Annotated in this window: 22 protein-coding genes; 11 read left to right on the plus strand and 11 right to left on the minus strand. The window is 62.8% G+C overall.

Going from position 1 to position 20,325, the window contains the following annotated elements:
- The first annotated feature begins 44 nt into the window (after positions 1–44).
- Together trxA and AC0L24_RS15835 are read left to right on the plus strand one after the other, a co-directional pair.
- A complete protein-coding gene (gene trxA / locus AC0L24_RS15830) occupies positions 45–368 on the plus strand; it encodes a thioredoxin (protein ID WP_013528326.1) in 324 nt (107 codons plus the stop codon).
- A gap of 131 nt (positions 369–499) precedes the next feature.
- Positions 500–781, plus strand: a complete 282-nt coding sequence (locus AC0L24_RS15835) for a cupin domain-containing protein (RefSeq protein WP_127808266.1) — start codon at positions 500–502, stop codon at positions 779–781.
- A 24-nt stretch (positions 782–805) separates the two neighbouring features.
- Here AC0L24_RS15835 and AC0L24_RS15840 read toward each other — a convergent pair whose 3' ends face one another.
- The 6 genes from AC0L24_RS15840 to AC0L24_RS15865 form a co-directional block, all read right to left on the minus strand.
- On the minus strand, positions 806–1,225 hold the full coding sequence (locus AC0L24_RS15840; RefSeq protein WP_473563954.1) for a VOC family protein: 420 nt from the start codon (positions 1,223–1,225) through the stop codon (positions 806–808).
- A gap of 28 nt (positions 1,226–1,253) precedes the next feature.
- Positions 1,254–2,579 carry a bifunctional folylpolyglutamate synthase/dihydrofolate synthase gene (locus AC0L24_RS15845; RefSeq protein ID WP_127301845.1) on the minus strand — a complete coding sequence of 442 codons (1,326 nt, stop codon included), beginning with the start codon at positions 2,577–2,579 and terminating at the stop codon, positions 1,254–1,256.
- Between the two features lie 119 nt (positions 2,580–2,698).
- Entirely contained in the window at positions 2,699–3,625 is a 927-nt protein-coding gene (accD, locus tag AC0L24_RS15850) for an acetyl-CoA carboxylase, carboxyltransferase subunit beta (protein WP_013528321.1), read from the minus strand.
- Positions 3,626–3,670: 45 nt separating this feature from the next.
- Entirely contained in the window at positions 3,671–4,510 is an 840-nt protein-coding gene (gene trpA / locus AC0L24_RS15855) for a tryptophan synthase subunit alpha (protein WP_127808265.1), read from the minus strand.
- Positions 4,511–4,573: 63 nt separating this feature from the next.
- The gene (gene trpB / locus AC0L24_RS15860) at positions 4,574–5,794 is read right to left on the minus strand and encodes a tryptophan synthase subunit beta (protein WP_127808264.1); all 1,221 of its coding nucleotides are present in this window, start codon (positions 5,792–5,794) and stop codon (positions 4,574–4,576) included.
- Positions 5,795–5,886: 92 nt separating this feature from the next.
- Positions 5,887–6,546: a phosphoribosylanthranilate isomerase gene (locus AC0L24_RS15865; protein ID WP_127808263.1), complete on the minus strand. Its 660-nt coding sequence runs from the start codon at positions 6,544–6,546 to the stop codon at positions 5,887–5,889.
- A 112-nt stretch (positions 6,547–6,658) separates the two neighbouring features.
- Between AC0L24_RS15865 and AC0L24_RS15870 the strand changes: the two genes are divergently transcribed.
- Entirely contained in the window at positions 6,659–6,877 is a 219-nt protein-coding gene (locus AC0L24_RS15870; RefSeq protein WP_127289588.1) for a hypothetical protein, read from the plus strand.
- A 5-nt stretch (positions 6,878–6,882) separates the two neighbouring features.
- Here AC0L24_RS15870 and AC0L24_RS15875 read toward each other — a convergent pair whose 3' ends face one another.
- From AC0L24_RS15875 to AC0L24_RS15890, 4 genes are all read right to left on the minus strand, one after another.
- The gene (locus tag AC0L24_RS15875; RefSeq protein WP_013528316.1) at positions 6,883–7,641 is read right to left on the minus strand and encodes a M48 family metallopeptidase; all 759 of its coding nucleotides are present in this window, start codon (positions 7,639–7,641) and stop codon (positions 6,883–6,885) included.
- Between the two features lie 100 nt (positions 7,642–7,741).
- Positions 7,742–8,224: a DUF2852 domain-containing protein gene (locus AC0L24_RS15880; protein ID WP_127266800.1), complete on the minus strand. Its 483-nt coding sequence runs from the start codon at positions 8,222–8,224 to the stop codon at positions 7,742–7,744.
- 118 nt (positions 8,225–8,342) lie between these two features.
- Entirely contained in the window at positions 8,343–9,485 is a 1,143-nt protein-coding gene (locus AC0L24_RS15885; RefSeq protein ID WP_127808261.1) for a benzoate/H(+) symporter BenE family transporter, read from the minus strand.
- Entirely contained in the window at positions 9,485–10,255 is a 771-nt protein-coding gene (locus tag AC0L24_RS15890) for an alpha/beta hydrolase (protein ID WP_128364714.1), read from the minus strand. Before AC0L24_RS15890 ends, AC0L24_RS15885 begins: the two co-directional genes overlap by 1 nt.
- Positions 10,256–10,460: 205 nt before the next feature.
- On the opposite strand from AC0L24_RS15890, the gene infC reads away from it, so the two are divergent.
- From infC to pheT, 7 genes are all read left to right on the plus strand, one after another.
- The gene (gene infC, locus AC0L24_RS15895) at positions 10,461–10,997 is read left to right on the plus strand and encodes a translation initiation factor IF-3 (protein ID WP_013528312.1); all 537 of its coding nucleotides are present in this window, start codon (positions 10,461–10,463) and stop codon (positions 10,995–10,997) included.
- A 163-nt stretch (positions 10,998–11,160) separates the two neighbouring features.
- Positions 11,161–11,808 (plus strand): methyltransferase family protein, encoded by a 648-nt coding sequence (locus tag AC0L24_RS15900; RefSeq protein ID WP_292695195.1) that lies wholly within the window; start codon positions 11,161–11,163, stop codon positions 11,806–11,808.
- A gap of 181 nt (positions 11,809–11,989) precedes the next feature.
- On the plus strand, positions 11,990–12,193 hold the full coding sequence (rpmI, locus tag AC0L24_RS15905; protein ID WP_006201248.1) for a 50S ribosomal protein L35: 204 nt from the start codon (positions 11,990–11,992) through the stop codon (positions 12,191–12,193).
- A gap of 37 nt (positions 12,194–12,230) precedes the next feature.
- Positions 12,231–12,632, plus strand: coding sequence for a 50S ribosomal protein L20 (gene rplT / locus AC0L24_RS15910; protein WP_023672281.1), 402 nt, complete (start codon positions 12,231–12,233; stop codon positions 12,630–12,632).
- A gap of 141 nt (positions 12,633–12,773) precedes the next feature.
- Entirely contained in the window at positions 12,774–13,871 is a 1,098-nt protein-coding gene (gene pheS, locus AC0L24_RS15915) for a phenylalanine--tRNA ligase subunit alpha (protein WP_127380267.1), read from the plus strand.
- Positions 13,868–14,290, plus strand: a complete 423-nt coding sequence (locus AC0L24_RS15920; protein WP_127266806.1) for a GFA family protein — start codon at positions 13,868–13,870, stop codon at positions 14,288–14,290. Before pheS ends, AC0L24_RS15920 begins: the two co-directional genes overlap by 4 nt.
- Positions 14,287–16,695 carry a phenylalanine--tRNA ligase subunit beta gene (gene pheT / locus AC0L24_RS15925; RefSeq protein ID WP_473563955.1) on the plus strand — a complete coding sequence of 803 codons (2,409 nt, stop codon included), beginning with the start codon at positions 14,287–14,289 and terminating at the stop codon, positions 16,693–16,695. Before AC0L24_RS15920 ends, pheT begins: the two co-directional genes overlap by 4 nt.
- Before the next feature lie 78 nt (positions 16,696–16,773).
- Here the strand turns inward: pheT and AC0L24_RS15930 are convergent, their stop codons facing one another.
- Entirely contained in the window at positions 16,774–19,254 is a 2,481-nt protein-coding gene (locus AC0L24_RS15930; protein ID WP_164873730.1) for an autotransporter domain-containing protein, read from the minus strand.
- 272 nt (positions 19,255–19,526) lie between these two features.
- On the opposite strand from AC0L24_RS15930, the gene AC0L24_RS15935 reads away from it, so the two are divergent.
- Positions 19,527–20,129 carry a nucleotidyltransferase family protein gene (locus AC0L24_RS15935; RefSeq protein WP_127808255.1) on the plus strand — a complete coding sequence of 201 codons (603 nt, stop codon included), beginning with the start codon at positions 19,527–19,529 and terminating at the stop codon, positions 20,127–20,129.
- Positions 20,130–20,325: the final 196 nt, after the last annotated feature.

Here is a 20,325-nt window from a genome sequence, read left to right on the forward strand (position 1 = left end):
CCACCACATTTGGTGAGACAAAAACTTTCAAAAGGATTTTCCATATGGCAACCGTGAAGGTCGACAAGAGCAACTTCCAGGCCGACGTGCTTGACGCCAACGTACCGGTCGTCGTCGATTTCTGGGCGGAATGGTGCGGTCCCTGCAAGATGATCGCGCCAGCGCTCGAAGACATCGCCACCGAACTCGGCGCCAAGGTCAAGATCGCGAAGCTCAACATCGACGAGAATCCGGAGCTTGCCGCCCAGTTCGGCGTGCGCTCGATCCCGACGCTGATGATCTTCAAGGGCGGCGAAATGGCCGACATGAAGGTCGGTGCGGCGCCCAAGACCGCGCTGTCGCACTGGATCAATGGCAATCTCGCCTGATCCATCTGAAATTCATATGACCATCAAGCCCGGCCTCGCGCCGGGCTTTTTGTTGGCGTCATCGGTGCGTGGCTCTGGCTCTCGCGTCCGGCCACTCCATGTCATCTGCTTGAGCCAGACAGGAGAAACCCATGACCGGATCCGCCAAGGCCACCGTCTTCATCGACAATGAGCGCGTTATCGTCACCGAGTACCGCTTCGCGCCGGGCGAAAACACCGGCTGGCATCGCCACGGCCACGACTATGTCGTCGTGCCGCTGATGGACGGCAAGGTGAAGCTGTTGACCAAGGACGGCGAGACCTTCGCCGAAATGAAGAAGGGCACGCCCTATTTCCGCAAGGAGGGCGTCGAGCACGACGTCATCAACGCCAATGAAGGCGAATACGCCTTTATCGAGATCGAGCTGAAGTAAGCCGTCAGGGCTGGCAGGCGCTTTTCACCAGTCGGCTATGCGGTCGCCGCCGGCGAATTGTGCACTTTTTTCGGTGTACTCGAACAACTCGATTTTCACGTCGTTTGGATCGCGGATCCAGGCCTGAAATGTGTCATCGCAGGACAGTTTCTTTGAGGTGACGTCGACACCTTTCGACCTGATGTGGGCGATCGCGGCATCAATGTTCTCCACTTCTAGGCAGAAGTGGTTGATCTGGTTCAGGTCGCCATAGCGGGCCTCGTTTTTCCCGAACACCTCGACATGGCTGCCGCCGCCGCAATCGAGGTAGAACCCGAAAATCTTGCCGTCACGCAGGAAATTGAAGCGGGTGTCCATGCCCAGCACGTCGCGATAGAAGCTTCGTGTCGCTTCAAGGTCGTTGGCGAAGATGCAGACATGGGCGAGTTGCTTGACCTTGATCATGACTGGCTCCTCGCAGAAAAATCCGCCTTCAGGTCGGCGGGGTGCCGTTCTCGGCCAGCACCGCGCCGGTCAGATACAACGAACCGCTGATCAGGATGCGTGGCGCCGGGCCGTCCCAGGTGTCGCGCAACAGCATCAGCGCGCTGGCGACGGAACTCACCGGCTCGGCGGTCAGCCCGGCTTCCGTCGCGCGGACCGCCAGTTCGTCGTTTGGCACGCCGGCCTCGCTAAGGCTCACCGGCACCGTGTAGACATGCCGGGCGAGGCCCTTGAAGGCACGGAAATAGCCGCTCTGGTCCTTGGTGTTGATCATGCCCGAGATGAGGAACAGCGGACGCGGGTTCTTCTCTTCCTGCTCGGCCAACGCTTCGGCAACCACCACGCCGGCCCCCGGATTGTGGCCACCGTCGAGCCAGATATCGGCGCCCTTGGGTGCCAGTTCGGCCAGCCGGCCCTGCATCAGCTTCTGCATACGCCCTGGCCAGGCGACATTGATCATCGCCTTTTCGGCGGCGCGATGGCTGATCTCGAAACCGGCCGCCTTGACCGCGGCGATCGCCGCCGCCGCATTGGCGAACTGATGGCGTCCGGGCAGCCTGGGCGGTGGCAGGTCCATCAAGCCGTCTTCGTCCTGGTAGACCATGCGGCCGTTTTCCTCGAAGGCAAGGAAGTCCTGGCCGTAGACGAAGGTGGGGCATTCAAGCCGCTCGGCGGTTTCGATCAGCACCTGCAGCGCCGTTTCGCTCTCCTGCGCGCCGATGACCACCGGACAGCCGGGCTTGATAATACCGGCCTTTTCGGCCGCGATCAGTTCGACACGGTCCCCGAGATAGGCCTCGTGGTCGAGCGACACCGGCATGATCACTGACACGGCCGGCTCCTTGACGACATTGGTCGCGTCGAAGCGGCCGCCGAGCCCGACCTCGATGATGGCGGCGTCGGCCTGGTGTTCGGAAAACAAGAGGAAGGTGACGGCGGTGAGGATCTCGAAGACGGTGATCTTCTCGCCTTCATTGGCTCTGGCCGCACGGGCAATAGCATCGGCGAAAACCCTGTCCTCGACCAGCCTGCCGCCGCCATCGGCGGCCAGCCGGTAACGCTCATACCAGTTGACCAGATGCGGCGAGGTGTGAACATGGACGCGGTAGTCCGCGGCCTCGAGTAGGGCGCGCGAAAAGGCGGCGCACGAGCCTTTGCCGTTGGTGCCGGCGATGTGGATGACCGGTGGCAGCCGATCCTGCGGATCGTCAAGCCGCTCCAGCAGCCGCGAAATGCGGTCGAGCGAAAGGTCGAAGCCTTTCGGATGAAGCGCCATCAGGGCTTCGATTTCGCGGTCGGCGGCAAGCGTCGTCATGGCAGAATCCTAGCGCATGAGCCGTGAAAACCAGAATCGGTTTCGGATGGCCATGGCAATCAAAAGCTACAGCGCGCCGAAGCACCCGTGCAATCGCGGTCGCGGCGCTTCGTGTCGCTTCAGGCTTGCGGCCGAGCTTCCGCGGCGACCACCGCCGGGGGCAGGATTTCCGGCTCCAGCGTTTTTTGCTCTTCCGGCAGCTTGAGCAGCATCTTGAGCAGGCGCGCGATCGTTTCACGCATTTCCAGCCTGGATACGACCATGTCGACCATGCCGTGCTCCATCAGATATTCGGAGCGCTGGAAGCCGTCGGGCAATTTCTCGCGGATCGTCTGTTCGATGACGCGCGGTCCGGCAAAGCCGATCAGCGCGCCGGGCTCGGCAATGTGCACGTCGCCCAGCATGGCATAGGAGGCGGTCACGCCGCCCGTGGTCGGGTTGGTCAAAACGACGATGTAGGGCAGGCCGGCTTCCTTCAGCCGGTCGACACCAACCGTTGTCCGCGGCAATTGCATCAGGGACAAAATACCTTCCTGCATGCGCGCGCCGCCGGAAGCGGCGAACAGGATCAGCGGCCGCTTGCGCTGCAGGGCCACTTCGAAGCCATGCACGATGGCGTCGCCAGCGGCCATGCCGAGCGAGCCGCCCATGAAGGCGAAATCCTGCACCGTGACCACCACCGGCAGACCCTCGACGGTGCCCAGCGCATTGATGATCGCGTCCTCAAGGCCGGTCTTGGCCTTGGCGTCCTTCAACCGGTCGACATAGCGCTTCTCGTCGCGGAATTTCAGCGGATCCTGCATCACCTTGGGGTTGTCCAGGGTCTCGTATTTGCCGCCATCGAAGAAGAATTTCAGCCGCTCCTTGGCCGAAATCTTCATATGATGGCCGGACGAGGGAATGACGAACTGGTTGGATTCCAGGTCCTTGTGGAACACCATCTCGCCGGTCTCCGGATCCTTGATCCAGAGGTTCTCGGGCATGTCGGTGCGCCGGCCGAGCATCGAATTGATCTTCGGGCGAACGTAATTGGTGATCCAGTTCATCGCTTCGGCTCCTGTCCTGACGAGGATTGGGAAGAGGTAGGAGAACTATTCGGCAGCAGCAAGGCGGGCCGAGCGCACGCCTTGCGCAAGGCCGCTGACCAGCGTGGCGACGGCTTCGGCTGGGTCGGCGGTCATCTCGCCCTTCGGTCCCAGCACATTGGCCACCGCATTGACGATCGCGGTGCCGACGACGACACCGTCGGCGTTGGCGCCGATCACCCGCGCCTGCTCGGCGGTCTTGACGCCGAAGCCGACGCAGACCGGCAGGTCGGTATGGCCCTTGATGCGCTTGACCGCCGCCGCCACCTTGCCGGTGTCGGCCAGCGCCGAGCCGGTGATGCCGGTCATCGACACATAGTAGACGAAGCCCGACGTGTTCTGCAGCACTTTCGGCAGGCGCTTGTCGTCGGTCGTCGGTGTCGCCAGCCGGATGAAATTGATGCCGGCCTTGAGCGCCGGAATGCACAGTTCTTCGTCCATCTCGGGCGGCAGGTCGACGACGATCAGCCCGTCGATGCCGCTGGCGATCGCGTCCTTGAGGAAGCGGTCGACGCCATAGATGTAGATCGGATTGTAGTAGCCCATCAGCACGATCGGCGTTTCATTGTCACTGGTCCGGAAGTCGGCCGCCATCTTCAGCGTCTTGACCAGCGTCTGGCCGCCCTTCAGCGCCCGCAGGCCCGCCGCCTGGATCGCCGGGCCGTCGGCCATCGGATCGGAGAACGGCATGCCGAGCTCGATGATGTCGGAGCCTGCGCCGGGCAGTGCCTTCATGATCGACAGGGAGGTGTCGTAGCCAGGGTCGCCGCCCATGAAATAGGTGACGAGCGCCGGGCGGCCTTCGGCTTTCAGTTTTGCCATGCGGCGGTCGATCCGGGTCACCATGTCTGGCCCTTTGGACGAATTTTGCTCATAATCAACTCCCAAATCGAAACTGTCCAAAGGGGCCTAGATCTCCATACCCAGCATCGAGGCCACCGTATGCACGTCCTTGTCGCCACGGCCGGACAGGTTGACGATGACGATCTGGTCCTTGTCCATGGCAGGCACGATCTTCACCGCGTGCGCAATGGCATGCGCGGATTCCAGCGCCGGGATGATGCCTTCGACGCGCGTCGTCAGCTTGAAGGCCTCGAGCGCCTCGTCGTCGAGGATCGGCACGTATTCGACGCGGCCTGAATCGCGCAGCCACGAGTGCTCCGGCCCGACGCCGGGATAATCGAGGCCGGCCGAGATCGAATGGCCGTCCATGATCTGGCCGTCGGCGTTCTGCAGGAGATAGGTGCGGTTGCCATGCAGCACGCCGGGCGCGCCGGCATTCATCGAGGCGCAATGCTCGATGCCGTCAAGGCCGCGTCCGCCGGCCTCGATGCCGATGATGCGGACCTCTTTGTCGTCGAGGAAGGGATGGAACAGGCCGATGGCGTTCGAACCACCGCCGACAGCGGCGATGATGGTGTCCGGCAGTCGGCCTTCCTGCTCGAGGATCTGCGCCCGCGCTTCGGTGCCGATTACCGACTGGAAGTCGCGCACCAGCTCCGGATAGGGATGCGGGCCGGCGGCGGTGCCGATCAGGTAATAGGTGTCCTCGACATTGGTCACCCAGTCGCGCAACGCCTCGTTCATGGCGTCCTTCAGCGTGCCGTGGCCAGCGGTCACCGGCCGGACCTCGGCGCCCAGCAGCTTCATGCGGAAGACGTTGGGGCTTTGCCGGGCGACGTCGGTGGCGCCCATATAGACGACGCAGGGGAAGCCGAAGCGGGCCGCGACCGTGGCCGATGCCACGCCATGTTGGCCGGCGCCGGTCTCGGCGATGATGCGCTTCTTGCCCATGCGCTTGGCCAGCAGGATCTGGCCGAGGCAGTTGTTGATCTTGTGCGAACCGGTGTGGTTCAAATCCTCGCGCTTGAAGTAGACCTTTGCGCCGCCGAGATGCTTCGTGAGGCCTTCGGCGAAATAGAGCTTCGAGGGTCGCCCGGCATAATGGGTCGACAGGTCCGTCAATTCAGCCCTGAAATCCGGATCGTTCTTGACCTCGTTCCAGTGCCGCTCCAGATCGAGGATCAGCGGCATCAGCGTTTCGGCAACGAAACGACCGCCGAAAATGCCGAACATGCCCTGTTCGTCGGGTCCGGTGCGGAAGGAATTGGGTGTCGCCGGCTTGTTCATCGCCGATCTCCTGGCATCTTGACTTATGAAGCATGTCCTTGTCGGAAAACCGGTTCCCACTTTTCCGGGACATGCTCTGGTTTAAGGCACTACTAGGCTGCGCGGGTGTTCCGCGCGGTCCTGACGGCCCGGAAAAACTGTTCGATCAGCGCCGGATCCTTGATGCCCGGCGCGCTTTCCACGCCTGAGGAAATGTCTATTCCGGGCGGGTCGGCAAGCCGAAGGGCATCGCCGATATTGGCGGCGTTGAGCCCACCGGAAAGCATGTAATCGACGCCGCCGTCAAGGCCGGCGAGGATGTGCCAGTCGAAGGCCACACCATTGCCGCCCGGCAGCTCTGAGCCTTTCGGCGGCTTGGCGTCGAACAGGAACCGGTCGGCTATGCCGATGAACGGCTTTGTCCGTTCGAGATCGGCAGCCTCGCTGAGCGGCAGCGCCTTCATCACCGGCAAACCATAACGGGCTTTGACCTCGGCGACGCGCTCGGGCGTTTCCGCGCCATGCAGTTGCAGCATGTCGGGCTGCATTTGGGCAAGGATTTCATCCAGGAAAGCGTCGCTGGCATCGACGGTGACGGCAACCGCCGTCGCTTTGCCGCGCGCCGCCTCGCGCAGACGGCCAGCCTCGGCGGGTTCGACATAGCGTGGGCTTTTGGCGAAGAAGATAAACCCGACATGGCTGGCGCCGCCGGCCAGCGCCGCGGCCATTGCCGCGTCGGTCTTCAAGCCGCAGATCTTGATTTCGAGTGCCATGGCGCGGGAATTGGCATGAAAAGCGATAAGAGTCGAGAAAAAGCATGCTGTTTGCCGGCGCGGCCAAAGGCGCTACCTATGGATGAATAGGACACATGGCGGGAGCACGATCATGACCGACAGGACAATTGCCGAACTCAGGCAGAAGATCGCGCAGGCGCGCGAGGTCATCGCGCACCTGATCGACAAGGCCGCCTTCAACGGCGCCGAGGCGCACCGCGCGCTCGACTATTTCGGCGGCGATGAATTCGACGGCAATTTCCTGCCGTGGCCGCATCATGGCGATGAAGGGCTACGGCCTGAGGACTTGAACGCCGCCAACGACGACTGAGCGATCTACTCGAACATGATCGCCTGCAGCGCACCGCCATTGCGCTTCAGCCAGTCCTTGCAGCGATCGGTGTCGGGGCAGAGCTTTTCGCACAATTTCCAGAATTTCGGACCGTGGTTCATCTCCTTGAGATGCGCCACTTCATGCGCGACGAGGTAGTTGATGACCGGCGACGGCGCCATCATGATGCGCCAGGAAAAGGACAGATTGCCTTCGGAGGTGCATGACCCCCAGCGGCTTGATGTGTCCTTGAAGCGGATAGCCTTGGCGCGCTTGCCGAGCGCCTCGGTGTGTTTGGCCACCAGCTTCTCGATTTCCTTCTTGGCCTCGCGCTTGAGGAAATCGGCGAGGCGACGCGGCAGATGTATGCGGTCGCCATGCACGATCAAGAGCGGGCCACGTTCGTCGCGCGACACGGTGACGGTGCCGCGCTTTGATGGTTCATGGACGATGCGGTGCGGCACGCCGCGCACCGGGATCCTGATGCCGGGCCGCACCTGCGGCCGCGTCGGCACCTTGGCCAGTCGCTGCTCCAGCCAGTCCTGGTGCCGCTCGAGGAACCTGTCCACTTCGCCGCGGCGCAGGCCTGGCGGCACGGTTATGCGTAGACCCTGGCCGCCTGAATCGATGCGCAGCGTCATTCGGCGCGCCCTGGCGCTCTCGACGATCTTGAGCGGCAGCGTGCGGCCGGCGACGCAATATTCGCGCTCCACGACAGGCGTGGGCTTGGGCTTTGTCAGATTGCGAAAGAAGCCGAGAGTCATGGCGGGACGATACGCGATTCGAGAAAAACGACTAGAACAAAAAAGAAACGGCGCCGCTCGCGCGACGCCGTTTTTTCACGATGTGGCCAGTCGCTTGGCCTCAGTCGTCAAGCAGGTTCGAGCCCTTGCCACGCTTGGTGGTCGTCGTTCCGGTGCTTGGATCGGTCTTCGTCGGAGCCGTCGACTTGTTGCGGTTGGCCATGAACCGGTCGAACTCGTCCTGGTCCTTGGCGCGGCGCAATTCGCGGGCATACTCGTCGAACTGGGTCAGCATCTCGTCGAGCTTGCGGCGCTCTTCGTTCAGCCGCTCAAGTTCCTTTTCGCGCCAGTCGTCGAAAGCGACGTTGCCGGTGCGGGCGGAGCCATTGCCCCAGCGCGCGGCCTTGTCGGAACCGCGGCGGCATCCGGCGAAGATGCCGTCGGTCGCGCGGTTGACGTCACGCTTGAAGCCATCGAGGCGGTCGCCCCAGATGATGTAGGCGAGCATGGCGAAGCCGAGTGGCCAGAACACCATGAAACCTACAACCATCAACGCGATGGTTGCCGGCGTCCAGGCCGGACGGATCAATGCGGATGCGTTCATTTTCTCCCATTCCTTCGGTTGGAGACAGCCAAATCCGGGCTGCGTGGAATCGAAATGGGAAGAGAAAAACGGCGATTCAAGACAATGTCCGCCAAATCCGGACAAGCATCTGAAATGATTATCGCTTTTTGATCATATCGAGGAAAAGCACGACCAGCCCGGCAATCAGGCCCCAGAATGCGGCGCCAACGCCGAACAGCGTCAGACCCGACGCGGTGACGACAAAGGTGACGGTGGCGGCCATGCGATCCGCCTCTTCCTTCAGCGCGATAGACAGCGCGTTGGCGAGCGACGCCATCAGCGCCAGGCCTGCCACCAGCACGATCAGGCTCTGCGGCAGCACCGCGAAGATCGCCACCAGCGAAGCGCCGAAAATAGCAAAGATGAGATAGGCGAGTGCATAGAACGGCCCGGTCTTCCAGCGCTCGGCGGGATCGGGGTGGACGTCCGGTCCGGTGCAGATCGCCGCCGAGATCGCCGCCAGATTGGTCGTCGAGCCGCCGAACGGCGCCGACAGCAGCGAAAACAGGCCCGTGACGCCGATCAGCGGGCCGGGCTCCGGGTGATAGCCGGCGGCGCGCAGCACGGCGAGGCCGGACAGGTTTTGCGACGCCATGGTGACGAGGTAGAGCGGCAGTGCCAGGCCGATCACCGCCTTGGTGGTGAAGTCAGGCGCAATCAGCGTAAGCGTCGACAGTTCCGGTGTCGGCAGGCCACCGACACGGCCGGTGAGGAAAGCGGCGAGGCCACCGCCGATCAGAACCGCCAGCACCGACAGCGCCGGGTTGAACAGCCTGATAACGAAGAAGGCAGCGATCAGCGGCAGGATCAGCCACGGGTCGATTGGAATGGTTTTCACCGCATTGAGCGCGAAGGTGACGACGATACCAGCCAACATGCCCGAGGCAACGGAGGGCGGTATCCTCGAGATCAGCTTGGTCAGGGGCCGAAACAGCCCGGTGGCGATCAGAAGGACGCCGGTGACGATGAAGGCGGCGACGGCCTCACCCATCGAAAAGCCGCTCGATGCCGCGATCAGCGCCAGGCCCGGCGTCGACCAGGCGGTGATGACAGGCATCTTCGTGCGCCATGACAGCCACAGGCTCTCGATCGCCATGGCCAGGCAGATCGTCGTCACCCAGCTTGCCGTCTCGATCTGCGTCGCGCCGACTGCGTTGGCGGCTGCGATGACGATGGCCAGCGTGCCGCCGAAGCCGACGATCGCCGCGACGAAAGCGGATATCGGAATGGATGCGCGCATCAGTTTCCCCTCTGCACCATCGCATCGACGGCCCTAACCAGCATGTCGAGATCTTGGGGTCGCGACAGGCGATGGTCGCCGTCGGGGATCAGTGACAGTGTCACGTCGTCGGCGGGCAGCAGGCTGACCAGCTTCAGCGCATGGCTTGCCGGCACATCTGCATCGGCCAGACCCTGCAGGATGTGCACCGGGCAATGGGTGTCGATCGGGCCTGTCATAACCCGGTTGTCGCGCCCGTCCTCGATCAGCGCGCGGGTGTAGATGTAGGGTTCCGTGGAATAGTCCGACGGCTCTTCGAAGAAACCTTTTTTGGCGAGATCGCGCTTCTGCGCCTTGGTCAGCACCGGTTCGACCAGTTCGGCGGTGAAATCCGGGGCCGGCGCCAGCAGCACCAGGCCGGCGACGTTGCTATCGCCTGCCTTGCGCAATTCCTGCACCATGCGCAGCGCGATCCAGGCCCCCATCGAGGAGCCGACCAGGACCTGGCTGCCCCGGGTGAAATGCCGGAACACGGCAAGGCTTTGCGCAAGCCATGTCGAAATCGTGCCGTCGGCAAAGGCGCCGCCGGATTCGCCATGGCCGGAATAATCGTGGCGCAGGAAGGCGCGGCCTTCTTTTGCCGCCCAGTCCGACAGCGTCTGAGCCTTCGTGCCCAGCATGTCCGACTTGTAGCCGCCGAGCCAGACGATGCCCGGCGTAGAGCCAGCAGTATGGCGCACCGCGATGCGCGATCCATCTACATCCAGAAAGATTGGGGGCGTGGCAGTCATGGCTTTTCCTCAACGCCGGTCTTGTGACACGGACGGTGGCGTGGCGAAAAGTGCTCACGATGTTGTTTGTTTGGTGCAGAGCAGCGATCAGGGTGATTTTCTGTCAATGCTGTGCTATTGACTCCGCCCGCGCGCTCACCACATTGGCGCGTCCATGCATCAACACTGACAGACCCTGAACGAAACGGCCAAGGAGACCACGACCATTCGCAGACCTTTCAAAGCAGCGGCGCCGACCAAGGATGGCCCGCGCTCCAACCGTGACATCCGGGTTCCCCGGGTCCAGCTTATCGACGCCGAAGGCCAGAACCGCGGCGATGTTTCCATCAACGACGCATTGCTGCTCGCCGAAGAGGCTGGGCTCGATCTCGTCGAGATATCGCCCAATGCGGTGCCCCCCGTCGTCAAGATACTCGATCTCGGCAAACTGAAATACGCCAACCAGAAGAAGGCGGCCGAGGCGCGCAAGAACCAGAAGGTCATCGAGATCAAGGAGATCAAGATGCGCCCGAACATCGACAGCCATGACTACGAGACCAAGATGAAGGCGGTTCGCCGCTTCTTCGAGGAAGGCGACAAGGTCAAGCTGACGCTGCGCTTCCGTGGCCGCGAGATGGCGCATATGGAACTCGGCATGCAGCTTCTGAACAAGGTCCGCGAGGAAGTGGCGACGATCGCCAAGGTCGAGGCGGAACCGAAGCTCGAAGGCCGCCAGATGATGATGGTGCTGTCGCCGCGCTAAGATCTGCATCGGCGCGTATCTAGGATCACGATAACGTCAGGCTTGGCCATCGCGCTTAAATCCGCCTGAATCACATCGCAAGGCGTCCCGGCGATCGGCGGGACGCCTTCTTCTTGTTCAGACGCTGCGATCGCCGGCAAAATTCCTGACGATCGGATTCACTATGGTCGATGAAGTCAAGGTTTCGGACGTGGACTTCAAACACGGGCTGGGCAATTACCAGCATATGCGCCGGATAGTGCTTGCCGTTCTCGTGGTCGTGCTGTTTGCAGCATTGCTGTTTGGCCAATCGACGTTTCCGCCCGACACAGCCGTGCACGAGACGATCGAAATGTTCGGCGTGTTGCTGATTTTCCTCGGCATCGTCGGGCGCCTTTGGGCGACGCTCTACATAGGCGGGCGCAAATCTTCCGAGGTGGTGACCGGCGGGCCTTACTCGATCACCCGCAACCCGCTCTATGTGTTCTCGACCGTGGCCGCGGCTGGCGTCGGCGCGCAGATCGGTTCGTTCTCCGGCATCATCCTCTTCGGGCTTTTGTGCGCGGGGGCGTTCCATATCGTCATCCTGCGCGAGGAGAAGTTCCTCAAGGAAGCGCTCGGCGCGCCGTACCAGGCCTATCTGGCGCGGGTGCCGCGCTTTTTCCCGAAACTGTCGCTCTACCAGGAGGGCGATACCGGAAACTTCAAGCCGCGCCTGCTGTTGACCACGCTGCTCGACGGTTTGGTCTTCCTCGTCGCGCTGCCGGCCTTTGAATTGATTGACGGCGCCCAGCAGTCAGGCATGTTGCCGGTCTGGTTCACGCTGCCCTGACGAGGACACAGCGCCGCATCTCCACAGGTGTTGCGCGCGGGCCGTGTTTGACGTATAGCACCGCCGTTCAAGAAAACCGCCCGGCAGGGCATGCCGTGGCGGTTTCATTTGCTTTTCGGGCTTTGGTCGGCCTGAAGCGAACAAGAAGCGCGATAGTGCGCCAACAATACGGAGTAGCAAAATGCCCAAGATGAAGACCAAATCGGCCGCCAAGAAGCGGTTCAAGATCACAGGTACGGGTAAAGTCCTGTCGGCTGCGGCCGGCAAGCGTCACGGCATGATCAAGCGTTCCAACAAGTTCATTCGAAATGCCCGCGGCACGATGGTTCTGGCTGAACCGGATGGCAAGAAGGTCATCAAGAATTTTCTGCCGAACGGCCTCTAAGGCATTCGGTCCGGACACGTTTTAAGGAGATCATGACATGGCACGCGTAAAAAGAGGCGTCACTTCGCACGCCAAGCACAAGAAGGTCCTGAAAGCCGCGAAAGGCTTCTACGGCCGCCGCAAGAACACCATCCGCATCGCCAAGCAGGCGGTGGAAAAGTCGATGCAGTACGCGTATCGCGACCGCAAGAACCGCAAGCGCTCGTTCCGCGCTTTGTGGATCCAGCGCATCAACGCCGCGACGCACGAGCATGGCCTGACCTATGGCCGTTTCATCGACGGCCTCAACAAGTCGGGCATCGAGATCGATCGCAAGATCCTGTCGGACATGGCCATCCATGAGCCGCAGGCTTTCGCAGCCCTGGTCGCCAAGGCCAAGGTGGCGCTCGAATATCTGAAGAACACCACGCCGAACGCTTTTGAAAGCGCTGTCGCCTAAGACCAGCGCTTCCCAAGCATTCGCAATTCTGATTTGGGGAACCCGCGCTGGCACGGCTGGCGCGGGTTTTTCTTTTGCCTGAACTTCAACTTAAAAGTGACTTTCACTTTGAGCTGATTTCCAACGTAGCGAGTTTTGACCGTGAACGACGCAACCACTGGCTTGGATACGCTTGAAAACTCACTTCTGGCCGAAATCGCCTCGGCCGCCGATGAGCCGGCCATCGAGGCCGTGCGCATCGCTGCTTTCGGCAAGAAGGGCGCCGTGTCCGAGATGCTGAAGACCCTTGGCGCCATGACCGCCGAGGAGCGTCAGGTCAAAGGCCCCGCAATCAACGGACTCAAGAACCGCGTCACAGATGCGCTGACGGCGCGCAAGGCCGAGTTGAAAGATGTGGCGATCACCGCGCGCCTCGCCGCCGAAAAGGTCGATGTGACGCTGCCGGTGCGGCAGTCGCCGGCTGAGCGCGGCCGTATACACCCGATCAGCCAGGTCATCGACGAGATTGCGGCGATCTTCGGCGACCTCGGATTTTCCATCGCCGAAGGTCCCGATATCGAGACCGATTACTACAATTTCACCGCGCTGAATTTCCCAGAAGGCCATCCGGCGCGCGAAATGCACGACACCTTCTTCTTCCAGCCGGACGAGAAGGGCGAGCGCAAGCTTTTGCGCACCCACACTTCGCCGGTGCAGATCCGCACCATGGAGACGAAGAAGCCGCCGATCCGCATCGTCATTCCGGGCAAGACCTACCGGCAGGATTCGGATGCCACCCACTCGCCGATGTTCCATCAGGTCGAGGGGCTGGTGATCGACAAGACGGCCAACGTCGCCAACATGAAGTGGGTGCTGGAGGAGTTCTGCAAGGCCTTCTTCGAGGTGCCGCAGGTCAAGATGCGCTTCCGGCCGTCCTTCTTCCCGTTCACCGAACCGAGCCTCGAGGTCGATATCCAGTGTGACCGCTCCAGGCCCGGCGAAGTGCGCTTCGGCGAAGGTTCCGACTGGATGGAGATCCTCGGCTGCGGCATGGTGCACCCCAACGTGCTGCGCCATGGCGGGCTCGATCCGGACGAATATCAGGGCTTTGCCTGGGGGATGGGCATAGACCGTATCGCCATGCTGAAATACGGCATGCCGGACCTGCGCGCCTTCTTCGATGCCGACGTGCGCTGGCTGTCGCATTACGGGTTCAGGCCGCTCGACATGCCGACGCTGTTCGGAGGCCTGAGCGCATGACAGCGCCCTATGCCGGCGGCTGCCGCTGCGGCGCCGTGCGGTTCGAGGCATCAGTCGAACCGCATCACGTCAGCTATTGCCATTGCGGCGATTGCCGGCGGGCCAGCGGCGCGCCGATGTCGGCCTTTGTCGGCTTCCTGGTCGATCAGGTCGCGTTCACCGGCAAGGCGCTGAAGATGTATGAGAACGGCCCGGTGACGCGCTCCTTCTGCGGCACCTGCGGCTCACCCATCGCCTATGTCGACGAGCGGCTGGAGGACGACATCTACTTCATGCTCGGCGCCATGGATGCGCCGGCCGATTTTGAGCCGACGCAGCATGCCTATGTCAGCGAACAGCTTGCCTTCCTGCATATATCCGACGACCTGCCGAGACATCTGAAAACAAGCGTCAAAAGACCAGACGGAACAGTCCCATGAAATTCACCCTCTCCTGGCTCAAGGACCACCTAGAGACCGACGCCACGCTTGACGAGATCGTCGAGCGACTGACCTCGATCGGCCTCGAAGTCGAGCATGTCGACGACAAGTCGAGCCTGAAACCCTTCGTCATAGCCAGGGTGTTGACGGCGGTGCAGCACCCCGATGCCGACCGGCTGCGCGTGCTGACCGTCGATACGGGCAACGGCAAGCCACCCGTGCAGGTCGTCTGCGGCGCGCCCAATGCGCGGGCCGGCCTGATCGGCGCCTTTGCCGCGCCCGGCACCTATGTGCCCGGCATCGACGTGACGCTGGCGGTCGGCAAGATCAGGGGGGTCGAAAGCCATGGCATGATGTGTTCCGAGCGCGAACTGGAACTGTCCGACGAGCACAACGGCATCATCGACCTGCCTGAGGATGCGCCTGTCGGCACCAGCTTCGCTGCCTATGCGCACATCGACGATCCGGTCATCGAGATCAATTTGACGCCGAACCGGCCGGATGCGACCAGCGTCTACGGCATCGCCAGGGATCTGGCGGCGAGCGGGCTTGGCCGCCTCGTCGGCGGCGCCATCATGCCGCATGTCGGCAACGGCATGTGTCCGGTCAAGGTAACGATCGAAGCGCCGGAGCTCTGTCCCGGCTTCGCGCTCAGGCTGGTCAAGGGCGTCAAGAATGGGCCGTCGCCAAAATGGCTGCAGCAGCGGCTGATCGCCATCGGGCTGAGGCCGATCAGCGCGCTGGTCGACATCACCAATTACGTCACCTTCGACCGCGGCCGCCCGCTGCATGTGTTCGACGCCAGCAAGGTTGCCGGCAATCTCGTCGTGCGCCGCGCGCGCGATGGTGAAAAGGTGCAGGCGCTCGATGGCCGCGAATACACGCTGACGCCGGAAATGTGCGTCATCGCGGATGACAACGGCGTCGAGTCCATCGCCGGCATCATGGGCGGCGAGCATTCGGGCTGCGACGAGAACACATCAGATGTGCTGATCGAATCCGCCCTTTGGGATCCGATCACCACGGCGCGCACCGGCCGCACGCTCGGCATCATCACCGACGCGCGTTACCGTTTCGAGCGCGGGGTGGACCCCGAATTCATGGTTCCCGGCGTCGAGCTGGCAACGAAACTGGTGCTCGATTTCTGCGGCGGCACGCCGACCGAAATGGAAGTCGTCGGCTACGCCGGCCACAAGTCGAAGATCGTTTCCTTCCCGCTTTCGGAAGTGAAGCGGCTGACCGGCATCGAGGTTCCCAGGGCGGAAAGCCTCGACATCCTGTCGCGCCTCGGCTTCAAGCCGGAGGGATCGGGCGATGTGGTCAATGTCGCCGTGCCGTCCTGGCGCCCCGACGTCGACGGCAAGGCAGACCTGGTCGAGGAAGTCATGCGCATCCATGGTGTCGACAACATCGCACCGCAGCCGCTCGGTGCGCATGACGCGGTCAATGCAAGGATCCTCACCACGCTGCAGGTCCGTACCCGCACCGCCAAGCGCGCGCTTGCCGTGCGCGGCATGATGGAAGCCGTCACCTGGTCGTTCATTCCGGCCAAGCACGCCGAGCTGTTCGGCGGCGGCCAGACCGCGCTGAAGCTCGCCAACCCGATCGCCGCCGACATGTCCGACATGCGGCCGTCGCTGCTGCCGGGCCTGATTGCTGCTGCCCAGCGCAATGCCGACAAGGGCATCGGCGACGTGGCGCTGTTCGAAGTCTCGGGCACCTATGAGGGCGACGGCGCCGACCAGCAGCGGCGCGTGGCCGCCGGCGTGCGCCGCGGCACCGCCAAGCTCGACGGCTCAGGCCGCAACTGGGCCGGCAATTCGGGTGCGGTCGGCGTGTTCGACGCCAAGGCCGACGCGATCGCCGCACTGGAAGCCTGCGGTGCGCCTGTCGACCGGCTGCAGATCGAGGCCGGCGGCCCGGCCTGGTATCATCCCGGCCGTTCCGGCACGATCAAGCTCGGTCCGAAAACCGTGCTCGGCACCTTCGGCGAATTCCACCCGAAGACGCTGGAAGGCCTTGATGTTTCCGGGCCACTGTGCGGCTTCGAAGTCTTCGTCGATGCCGTGCCCGAACCGAAGGCCAAGCCGACGAAAACCAAGCCGAAACTGGAACTGTCCCCCTTCCAGGCGGTCAAGCGCGACTTTGCTTTCGTCGTCGACAAAACGGTCGAGGCCGGCACGCTGGTGCGCGCGGCGCTCGCCGCCGACAAGAAGCTCATCACCGCCGTCTCGGTCTTCGACATCTTCGAAGGCGCTTCGCTGGGCGAGGGCAAGAAATCGATCGCCATCGAAGTGTCGATCCAGCCGGTTGAAAAGACACTGACCGACGAGGATTTCGAGGCACTGGCCAAGCGTATCGTCGAGAATGTCGGTAAGCAGGCCGGTGGCGTTCTGAGGACGTAGCGCCCAAGGCGACTGAACTGTTAGCGATGGGGCTGCTCATCCGTCCACGGGACGGATGAGCAGCCGTTGCCGCAATGGTCAGAACCCGCCGCCGACCCTCAGGCCAAAGGCATGGCTGTAGCTGTCTTGAAAGCCGATTGTGCCGCGATAATCGAGCCCGATGGATAACCCTTGGTGCAGCAGCAGATCGGCGCCCAGGCCGATCATCACCTGGTCACTCGCCAAAGGCTGCGTCTGGAAGCCATAGACAAGGCCATCCGGACTATCCGCGTAGCGGATATCGACGCCGCTCGAGCCGGAGAATTCGTGAGTGTATTCAAACCGGAAGCGTGGTGTGAAGACGCCGAGGGCCACCGGCATGTCATAGCCGCCGGCAAGGCCAAGCGTGCCGCCGAGGCTGTCGACACTCTGCTTGCCGAAGCTCAGCGAATAGATGCCTGCTCCGGTTTCGGTAAACGCGTCGAGGCTCGAAGAGGATGCCGTCAACCTGGCGAACGGAGTGAGTCGCAGCCCGCCGACGCTATGATCGAAACCGGCAGTCAGCGAGCCGAAAATCTGGTCGCCGTCACGCTGACCGTCGGCAAAGCCGCCAACACTTGTCACGAAGCGCTTCGAATCGAAGCTGAACGAACCGTAGCCGGCCAAGGCATCGAGAAACAGGTTTTCGGCCGGGCGATAGCTTGCATAGAGCGTCGCGCTGTAGGCCTCGCCGGAACTCTCGGTGCCATTGCCGCCAATGTCGCTGTCGTCGCTGGAGTAGCCGACGGCCAGACCGGCGACGAAACGGTCGTTGAAACGGTAGTCGATGCCGGTGGTCATGTTGATCGAAACGGAGTCCCGCTCCGCGCTATTGTCAGGCAAACTATGGCCGAGATCGATGTGACCGCCGGCCCACAAGCCGAAGCCCAGCTTTGCCGCGTCGCCCCCACAATCGGATCCGTCTGGAAAGTCGACGCTGGCGGCATTGCCATCGGCGCCTTGGCCAGACAGTTCGAGCCCATTCGCAAAGGCCTTGCGGCACGCCTCGCTTCGCAAAGCGCCCATGCGATGGTTGATATTGTCTGTCTGCCCGGCGGCGAATTGCTGCACCGCTTGCGCCTGGGCATTGAGCAGCCCGGCGACCTCCGGATCGTCGGAGGGGTCCGGCCGCGTGGTGACGGTGATGGTCACCGTGGCCGGATCGGAAACGCCGCCGGGGCCGGTCAGTGTGTACGTTACGATGACGGTGCCTGAAAACACCGGCGAGGACGCGAAGGTCAGTAGGTAGTTGGGCGCGCCGGACAGCGTCGCCGTGCCGCCCTCGGCGGGGGCGCTGGACATGATCGCCGCGGCGCTGAATGGTTCGCCGGTAGCACCCGGCGTCAACGGCAGCGAAGCCGACATGCCGGCAACGATGGTCATGGTCCGTGACGGCGCCGTCGGTCGGGGCGCCGCAGCGATGTCCAGCGTATACTCGCGCCTTGCCCTGTTCTCGGAGGTGTCGAACACATCGACGGCAAAGGCAAATGATCCGCTCTCGGTCGGCGTGCCGCCGAGTGTGCCATCGGTTGCGAGCGAAACGCCTTCGGGCAGATTTCCGATGATCCGCTGAAACGTGTAAGGCGCGCCCACACCGCCGGTTGCGGTCAGCATCTGGCTATAGGGCTGCCCAACCTGGCCATTGGGCAAAGCTGCCGGTGAAATTACGATGGGCGGGCCAGTGGTGATCGCAAGCGTGTAGTCGCGTTCGCCGTTGTTGCCGACATGGTCCGTCGCCCGAATCCTGAAACTGTAGACGCCGGGGGCCGCTATGACCGGCCCGGAGAGGACGCCGGCACTGCTGAAGGCGACGGGCATGGAGCCCGAAACGATCGAGAACGTAAAGGGGCCGCCAGCACCACCCGAAGCCGTCAGCGCCTGGCTATAGGGCTGGCCAATCTGCGCGCCGGGCAAGGCAGCTGGTGAAATGACGACCGGGTTGTCCGCGATCACGATGGTGTAGTCGTGTTCGCCGCTGTTGCCGACATGGTCTGTCGCCCGGACCCTGAAACTGTAGACGCCGGGGGCGGCTATCACTGGCCCTGAGAGGACGCCGGCACTGCTGAAGGCGACGGGCATGGAGCCCGAAACGATCGAGAACGTGTAGGGACCGCCAGCGCCACCCGAAGCCGTCAGCGCCTGGTTATACGGCTGGCCAATCTGCCCGCCGGGCAACGCAGCAGGCGAAATCAAGACCGGGTTGTCCGCGATCACAATCGTGTAGTCGCGTGTGCCGGTGTTGCCGACCTGATCTGTCGCCAGGACTCTGAAATTATAGGTGCCGGGGGCGGCTATCACTGCCCCGGAGAGGACGCCGCCGCTGCTGAAGGAGACCGGCGTGACCCCCGAAGTGAGCGCGAACGTGTATGGCCCGCCAGCTCCGCCTGAAGCCATCAGCGTCCGATCATAGTGCTCACCAACTCTCCCATCCGGCAGCGTGGCCGGGGAAATCACGATCGGCTCCGCCGCAGCACTTGCATTGAGCGAGGCTGCGATCAGAACGCAGAAGGTCGCGGCAATCCAGAACCACTTCGCAGTCAATTTTGCCCTGTCGATCGGTCCTCTCGACGATGCTGCTGGCCAAACCGACGATATCTGCATGCCCAGGCTACTCCAGCCGGTGTGGAAAATTCCAATAGCAATCGTCCATGCCGGCAGATGGGCAGACGCGCATAGTCGTCAGATGACGAGGGTGGGCTGTTTTAGGGCCAGGCCGAGCATCATGGTCCGGTCACGTTGCAATCTGGCCACATCTTTGGTGGCGCTATGGGCGAAGCATTGCGGATACTTGCCGAATCGCTCTCCAAAGGGCGATGGATACTCTCTGCTATTCGGGCCTTCCTCTTGAAGAGCAGCGCGCGGCGTTTCTCGCCATCGTGCTTGCCGACCCGCTGTTACGCGACGCGCTGGCGCGGGCTCGCACGCTCGACCTGCCGGACTGGCTGGTGGTTTCCGGCGCGCTCTACAACAGTGTTTGGAACCATCTGACCGGCAAGCCTTCGGGGTATGGCATCAGGGATGTCGACCTGTTCTACTTCGATGACAGCGACCTCTCCTACGAGGCCGAGGACGCCGTTATTCGCCGCGCGGAGAAGCATTTCGAAGGACTGCCGCTGCCGGTCGAGGTGCGCAATCAGGCGCGGGTGCATCTTTGGTATCCGCAGAAATTCGGGCGGCCTTGCCCGCGCTATTCGAACGCCAGCGATCCCGTCTGCTATTTCGCGTCGAAGACGCACGCCGTCGGGGTTCGATACGATGCTGACGGGCAGCTGGTGTTGGTGGCGCCGTTCGGGCTGGATGATGTTTTTTCGTTCCGCATCACACCGAACCGGGTGATGGACAACCAGCAGACGCATGAGGTGAAGGGGGCGAGGGCGAGGGAGTGCTGGCCGGAGATTACGGTTGTGCCGTGGTGACCTCACCCTCCCCTTGTGGGGAGGGTCGATCCGCGCAGCGGAGCGGGGTGGGGGTCTTCGTAGGGCGCTCCCCCCCCCCGGCCCCGGGGGGGGGGGGGGGGGGTGGGGGGGGGGGGGGCGCCGCCCCCCCCCCCCCCGGGGGCGGGGGGGGGGGCGGGGCGGGCGGCGGGCCACACCACTGCGGGATAGCACCAGA

This window comes from Mesorhizobium sp. WSM4809 (genome assembly GCF_055811655.1).

Bases quoted from the DNA above. Each gene is read 5' to 3' on its own strand.
- trxA (WP_013528326.1), top strand. From the start codon at position 45: ATGGCAACCGTGAAGGTCGACAAGAGCAACTTCCAGGCCGACGTGCTT.
- AC0L24_RS15835 (WP_127808266.1), top strand. From the start codon at position 500: ATGACCGGATCCGCCAAGGCCACCGTCTTCATCGACAATGAGCGCGTT.
- AC0L24_RS15840 (WP_473563954.1), bottom strand. From the start codon at position 1,225: ATGATCAAGGTCAAGCAACTCGCCCATGTCTGCATCTTCGCCAACGAC.
- AC0L24_RS15845 (WP_127301845.1), bottom strand. From the start codon at position 2,579: ATGACGACGCTTGCCGCCGACCGCGAAATCGAAGCCCTGATGGCGCTT.
- accD (WP_013528321.1), bottom strand. From the start codon at position 3,625: ATGAACTGGATCACCAATTACGTTCGCCCGAAGATCAATTCGATGCTC.
- trpA (WP_127808265.1), bottom strand. From the start codon at position 4,510: ATGGTGACCCGGATCGACCGCCGCATGGCAAAACTGAAAGCCGAAGGC.
- trpB (WP_127808264.1), bottom strand. From the start codon at position 5,794: ATGAACAAGCCGGCGACACCCAATTCCTTCCGCACCGGACCCGACGAA.
- AC0L24_RS15865 (WP_127808263.1), bottom strand. From the start codon at position 6,546: ATGGCACTCGAAATCAAGATCTGCGGCTTGAAGACCGACGCGGCAATG.
- AC0L24_RS15870 (WP_127289588.1), top strand. From the start codon at position 6,659: ATGACCGACAGGACAATTGCCGAACTCAGGCAGAAGATCGCGCAGGCG.
- AC0L24_RS15875 (WP_013528316.1), bottom strand. From the start codon at position 7,641: ATGACTCTCGGCTTCTTTCGCAATCTGACAAAGCCCAAGCCCACGCCT.
- AC0L24_RS15880 (WP_127266800.1), bottom strand. From the start codon at position 8,224: ATGAACGCATCCGCATTGATCCGTCCGGCCTGGACGCCGGCAACCATC.
- AC0L24_RS15885 (WP_127808261.1), bottom strand. From the start codon at position 9,485: ATGCGCGCATCCATTCCGATATCCGCTTTCGTCGCGGCGATCGTCGGC.
- AC0L24_RS15890 (WP_128364714.1), bottom strand. From the start codon at position 10,255: ATGACTGCCACGCCCCCAATCTTTCTGGATGTAGATGGATCGCGCATC.
- AC0L24_RS15900 (WP_292695195.1), top strand. From the start codon at position 11,161: ATGGTCGATGAAGTCAAGGTTTCGGACGTGGACTTCAAACACGGGCTG.
- rpmI (WP_006201248.1), top strand. From the start codon at position 11,990: ATGCCCAAGATGAAGACCAAATCGGCCGCCAAGAAGCGGTTCAAGATC.
- rplT (WP_023672281.1), top strand. From the start codon at position 12,231: ATGGCACGCGTAAAAAGAGGCGTCACTTCGCACGCCAAGCACAAGAAG.
- AC0L24_RS15920 (WP_127266806.1), top strand. From the start codon at position 13,868: ATGACAGCGCCCTATGCCGGCGGCTGCCGCTGCGGCGCCGTGCGGTTC.
- pheT (WP_473563955.1), top strand. From the start codon at position 14,287: ATGAAATTCACCCTCTCCTGGCTCAAGGACCACCTAGAGACCGACGCC.
- AC0L24_RS15935 (WP_127808255.1), top strand. From the start codon at position 19,527: ATGGATACTCTCTGCTATTCGGGCCTTCCTCTTGAAGAGCAGCGCGCG.